Annotated in this window: 6 protein-coding genes and 1 pseudogene; 3 read left to right on the plus strand and 4 right to left on the minus strand. The window is 44.8% G+C overall.

The genetic code is table 11. The features are described 5' to 3' along the window. Nucleotides 1-46: 46 nt before the first annotated feature. The 3 genes from MICAI_RS09855 to gpmI form a co-directional block, all read right to left on the minus strand. Entirely contained in the window at nucleotides 47-763 is a 717-nt protein-coding gene (locus MICAI_RS09855; protein ID WP_008201112.1) for a peptidase, read from the minus strand. Then, nucleotides 764-997 (minus strand): preprotein translocase subunit SecG, encoded by a 234-nt coding sequence (secG, locus tag MICAI_RS09860; RefSeq protein ID WP_002736485.1) that lies wholly within the window; start codon nucleotides 995-997, stop codon nucleotides 764-766. A gap of 285 nt (nucleotides 998-1,282) precedes the next feature. Beyond that, nucleotides 1,283-2,881, minus strand: coding sequence for a 2,3-bisphosphoglycerate-independent phosphoglycerate mutase (gene gpmI, locus MICAI_RS09865; protein WP_008201116.1), 1,599 nt, complete (start codon nucleotides 2,879-2,881; stop codon nucleotides 1,283-1,285). Nucleotides 2,882-2,987: 106 nt separating this feature from the next. Here gpmI and MICAI_RS09870 point away from each other — a divergent pair, with 106 nt between their 5' ends. Beyond that, nucleotides 2,988-3,965, plus strand: a complete 978-nt coding sequence (locus MICAI_RS09870; protein WP_008201118.1) for a phosphate ABC transporter substrate-binding protein — start codon at nucleotides 2,988-2,990, stop codon at nucleotides 3,963-3,965. A gap of 58 nt (nucleotides 3,966-4,023) precedes the next feature. Here the strand turns inward: MICAI_RS09870 and MICAI_RS25855 are convergent, their stop codons facing one another. Continuing rightward, entirely contained in the window at nucleotides 4,024-4,179 is a 156-nt protein-coding gene (locus tag MICAI_RS25855; RefSeq protein WP_157221744.1) for a hypothetical protein, read from the minus strand. A 127-nt stretch (nucleotides 4,180-4,306) separates the two neighbouring features. Between MICAI_RS25855 and MICAI_RS09875 the strand changes: the two genes are divergently transcribed. Together MICAI_RS09875 and MICAI_RS27840 are read left to right on the plus strand one after the other, a co-directional pair. Beyond that, the gene (locus tag MICAI_RS09875) at nucleotides 4,307-4,879 is read left to right on the plus strand and encodes an IS607 family transposase (protein ID WP_008201120.1); all 573 of its coding nucleotides are present in this window, start codon (nucleotides 4,307-4,309) and stop codon (nucleotides 4,877-4,879) included. After that, nucleotides 4,879-5,053, plus strand: a pseudogene (locus tag MICAI_RS27840) (transposase); the annotation flags it as partial. The gene MICAI_RS09875 and the pseudogene MICAI_RS27840, both read left to right, overlap by 1 nt.

Below are 5,053 nucleotides of genomic sequence, written 5' to 3' on the forward strand. Positions count from 1 at the left end.
ACTACTTACTTTTTAATAGCAGAACCGACTGAAGAGCAATATTTACCTATTCAGGTATTAGATACCCTAGCTGATTCATCTGCCAACCTAACTTAGTTGGCTGCTGATAAACCTTTTTTAAAGTGTTAATATCCCGGCTAGAAATCGGGGCAATATCTCTAGTTTGAGCGAAATACATCACATCCGTCTCCAGGGGACTATGACCCCAAATTCCCAAAGCGTGACCTAATTCGTGCCGCGCTGCCGCTAAGGCCGACCGATCGGCTAAATTAGGACTAATCTGGATACTCATCCGATGAGTTAAGCGATTTTCCTTGACAAAAATCTCGTATTGTGTTATGGCAGAACGCACCCGGGGCAGTTCTAACTTACCCGTTTCGGCATTAAAACGGACTCCCGACGGCGGTAACTCCCGTTTAATGAGGATATCGGCCAATTCTGCCCGATTTACCAACTCCATCGGCAAATACTGCCCCCATTCAGCGATCGCCTGTTGTACCAAACTCAGCCAAGAACTGCGATCGCTGTGAACATAAATCTTCACGGGAAATTGCGACCAAATCAACGCCCCCACGGGACTGATTTCCACGGCATCAAAATAATCCCCGGACTGGTTTTGCTCTTGCCATTGGGCTAAATTAGCGGGTAAAGGATGGGTTTTTAACTCTGGTAGCGATCGACTGTCGGCGATCAAAGAATAGGAAAACAGCAAAAGACTCGCCAAGGCTGCGAGTCCTAGAAAAGAGAACCGACCTCTTAGCATTTAGCGATTTAACCAGCCGGCGCTCAGTACAATAGTTAGGGTGATAAATACCGTCCCCAACGCCCAAGTCACCTGATTTAAGGTTTTTTCCGCCGTTTTTGCGCTGGTAAAAATCTGGGATTGACCGCCAATACCGCCAATACCATCCCCTTTGGGACTGTGTAATAACACCAAAATCGCCAGAAAGGCCGCCGCCAGCGCCCAAATAATCTGTACTACCAGCACCACTGTCATGATTATTACTCTCTATTTTCCATTACAAAGTATAGCAGTTATCATCAGTTATCAGTTATCAGTTATCAGTTATCAGATGTAAGTTTTAAATTTTTATGGCTCTCTCGGAAATTGGCTGAAAAATGTTCATTATCTTACATTCAAAGATGCCCTACGCCCTTTCTTCGATAAGATTTGCTGATCAGCATAACTGCAAGAGAGCGGCTTTTATCGGTCATTTTTCTGCTAATTAGCCAATTTTTTAATTATTTCCACTGATTACTGATTACTGATTACTGATCACTGTTAAAGCGAGATGCGGACGGGAGTGCGACTGGCTTTAATTTCCACTTCGGCCGGTTTAATCAGCGATCGCCCGGTCATTTCTATCGGGACGGGAATAGAGAGAATTTCCAGGATAGTGGGGGCAATATCGGCTAAACGACCATCATCCCGCAGCTGCACATCGCCACCGTGGCCGGGTATTTTTCTCCCTTCCCCTTCAATTAAAATTAAAGGAACGGGATTAGTCGTGTGGGCCGTCCAAGGATTACCCGACTCATCCACCATCGTTTCCGCGTTACCGTGGTCGGCAGTGATTAACACTGTTCCCCCCAATTTATTGACGCTACTTAACAACTTAGCCAAGCATAGATCCACCGTTTCCACTGCTTTCATGGCCGCGTCTAAAATGCCCGTATGACCCACCATATCGGGGTTAGCGTAATTGACTACCACGAGACTATAGATCCCCTGTTCGATCGCCCCACAGACCGCTGCTGTCACCGCGGCTGCCGACATGGCCGGAGCTTGGTCATAGGTGGCGACTTTTGGACTGGGAATTAATTCGCGCACTTCTCCCTCAAAGGGTTTTTCTAACCCCCCATTAAAAAAGTAGGTGACGTGGGGATATTTTTCGGTTTCCGCACAACGAAACTGTTTTAATCCCTGTTGAGCGATCACCTGTCCTAAAATATTATTTAAATTCTGGGGAGCAAAGGCCACATCTACCGGTAATTTCGGATCGTATTGGGTGAAAGTGACAAAACTGAGGGGAGAAATTAAATCTCGATCGAAATCTTCAAAATCGGGCATAGTCAGGGCATAACATAACTGTCTAGCTCGATCGGGACGGAAATTATAGAATATCACCCCATCGCCCGCTTCGATCGCCCCCGGTGCAATTCTGGTGGGGGGAATAAATTCATCGGTAATATTTTGATCATAAAATGCCTGTAATACTTCAGTAATTGATCGCCCGTCGATACCTTGATCACTGGTCATCACGTTATAGGCTTTTTCCACCCGATCCCAACGGCGATCCCGATCCATGGCATAATAACGGCCACTGAGAGTCACCATGCGACCGAGTTTAATTTTATTAATATGTTCTTGAATCCGTTTAATCGCCGGCATCCCGTCGGTGACGTTGGTATCGCGACCATCGGTGATGACATGAATGCAGACATCGCTGATCCCTTGCACTTTCGCTAAGTCTAATAATCCCAGTAAGTGATCGAGATGGGAATGAACTCCCCCCTCGGAACACAAACCAATTAGGTGTAATTTGCTTTTTTTAGGGCGAATCTCGTCGCAGAGTTTTAATAAAGCCTGATTTTGTTGAATCGAACCATCTTCGATCGCATCGGAAATCCGTACTAACTCCTGTGGTACAACCCGCCCCGCTCCGATATTGAGGTGGCCAACTTCCGAGTTACCCATCTGTCCTTCCGGTAGTCCCACATCCTTAGCGGAGGTGCGGATTAAGGTGTGGGGATACACTTCCCAGAGACTATCCATAATCGGGGTTTTCGCCATTGCGATCGCATTATCCGACCTTTGCGGGCGATAACCCCAACCATCAAGGATAACCAGTACGACTGGGGATATAGGTGCGTGGGTCATGATATACAGTCCTAAATCAAGAGTGGATTTCCATGCACTAAGATAATATCATCGAAACTTCCATTGATCACCGGTGTCCAGGCGATCGACCCCCTAATGTCAGCAAATGATGGGTATGTCTCAAAAAAACGAAACAACTGCTTTAATAATCGCTCTTTTAGCCACTGCGGGCATTTTAGGTGGGGGTTACTTCTGGCTACAAAGTCAATGTGCTGCGGGTCAAGAATTTTTTCTCTGTGGCAGCGGTAAAAGTCCGCAAAAATCGCCGGTATCGGAAAGTGCCTCCTCTCCCCTACCCCCTCCCCCCTCACCCCAGCGAGTGGTCAGTTTTGCCCCACGGACTTCTATCCCCAGTGGCACGACAATTCGCATGAACGGCTCCACCAGTATGGTACAGATTAATCAAGCCTTAAAAGCCGCTTTAACTGCCAAATTTCAGGGGGTAGAGGTCTTGACAAATGCTCAAGGATCTGATGTGGGATTAGAGGAAGTGGCCCAGGGGGCGATCGATATTGCGGCGGTGTCACGACCTTTAACCGAGTCAGAACGCTCTCAGGGATTGGCTTCTAGTCCGATTGTTCGAGATGCGATCGCTGTTGTGGTGGGAGTAAAAAACCCCTTTGCGGGGGGGTTAACCACTGCTCAAGTTAGGGGTATTTTTACCGGAAAAATCACCTCTTGGTCGGAGGTGGGAGGTTCTGCTGCTACTATTCAAGTGATTAATCGTCCTCCTATTAGTGGCACTTATCAAAGTTTTCGTCAGGAAGTGCTGCAAGGGGGAGAATTTGGTAGGGGAACTAATTTCAAAATGATGGAGAGGGATGCCACCACCCCAATTTTGCGAGTTTTGGGACTGAATGGCATTAGTTACGCCACCTATAGCCAAATCGCCGACCAAAAAACCGTCAGAGCGCTCGCTGTGGACGGAATTTCAGCCAGTGAACCTAATTATCCCTGGCAGCGTACCCTTTACTACGTTTACAAAGAACCTGCTAGTGAAGCAGTCAAAGCTTTTATGGGTTTTGTGGCCTCTAGTGATGGTCAAGAAGCGATTTTTCGGGCCAATGAAGACCTACAAAAGTAGTTAACGAGAATATCCGAAAATCTGGGAAATTTTACGCCTTGCATGACTAGGGTGAGCATTACCTATTTTGCTGTGGAGACGGGGAGGCATTGAGAATGGTTAGCTGAACACCATTATCTTTTTCATAAACGATCGCCACGGGAATGGTCAACCGGGGAGCTTTTTTCGGTAGATATGAAATTAGAAATTTCTCAGGTGAGACGAATGGAGTCATGAACTAAGTTATTCATTCCCATCGGCGATTCTACTGTTAAAATCAGAAAAAAGACGAGCTTAAGGTGGTATTGTAAAGTTTCAATAGAAATATAGTCAGATATAGTCAGGGATGGTAATATATAGACATGAAACTATCAGACTATGCAAAAAAAACAGGAATAAGTTATCGAACGGCTTGGAGGTGGTGGAAACAAGGGAATTTAACAGGTTATCAATTGCCTTCTGGTACAATTATCATAACGGATGACAACCATTCAAAACCCGACTTGATAGCCTGCATTTATGCAAGAGTTTCCAGTGCCGAAAATAAAGACAATCTAGATAGACAAGCTGACCGATTAAAAGATTATGCTGTTGCCAGAGGCTACAAAATCTACAAAGTTGTCAAAGAAGTAGGCAGTGGATTAAACGATAATCGCCAACAATTAGCCAAAATTCTAGTTGACCCCAATTATAATGTTTTAATTGTTGAACACAAAGAGCGTCTAGCCAGATTTGGGACTAATTATCTAGAAATCTTGTTAAAAGAACTAGATAAAAAACTGGAGGTTGTCAATCAAAGTGAGGATAATCAGGATGAGTTGATGTCAGATTTAATAGCCATTATAACCTCTTTTTGTTCTCGAATTTACGGATTAAGAATGTCGAAAAGAAAGACAGAAAAGATTATAGCTGAGTTAAAAGACAACGGACAATAATGTTAGTAGCAGAAAGGCACATTATCAAGAAAGGACATAGATTTTGGGCTGAGATAGATAATTTATCTTGGCAGTCTAAAAATCTCTACAACTCAGCCAATTATTTAATCCGACAAAACTTCATTTATGGTCATGGCTATTTGACCTATAATCAGATGGCCTCTCTGATGAAAA

Source organism: Microcystis sp. T1-4 (genome assembly GCF_000297435.1).
Classification (GTDB): Bacteria; Cyanobacteriota; Cyanobacteriia; order Cyanobacteriales; family Microcystaceae; genus Microcystis.

Bases quoted from the DNA above. Each gene is read 5' to 3' on its own strand.
- MICAI_RS09855 (WP_008201112.1), bottom strand. From the start codon at position 763: ATGCTAAGAGGTCGGTTCTCTTTTCTAGGACTCGCAGCCTTGGCGAGT.
- secG (WP_002736485.1), bottom strand. From the start codon at position 997: ATGACAGTGGTGCTGGTAGTACAGATTATTTGGGCGCTGGCGGCGGCC.
- gpmI (WP_008201116.1), bottom strand. From the start codon at position 2,881: ATGACCCACGCACCTATATCCCCAGTCGTACTGGTTATCCTTGATGGT.
- MICAI_RS09870 (WP_008201118.1), top strand. From the start codon at position 2,988: ATGATGGGTATGTCTCAAAAAAACGAAACAACTGCTTTAATAATCGCT.
- MICAI_RS25855 (WP_157221744.1), bottom strand. From the start codon at position 4,179: ATGACTCCATTCGTCTCACCTGAGAAATTTCTAATTTCATATCTACCG.
- MICAI_RS09875 (WP_008201120.1), top strand. From the start codon at position 4,307: ATGAAACTATCAGACTATGCAAAAAAAACAGGAATAAGTTATCGAACG.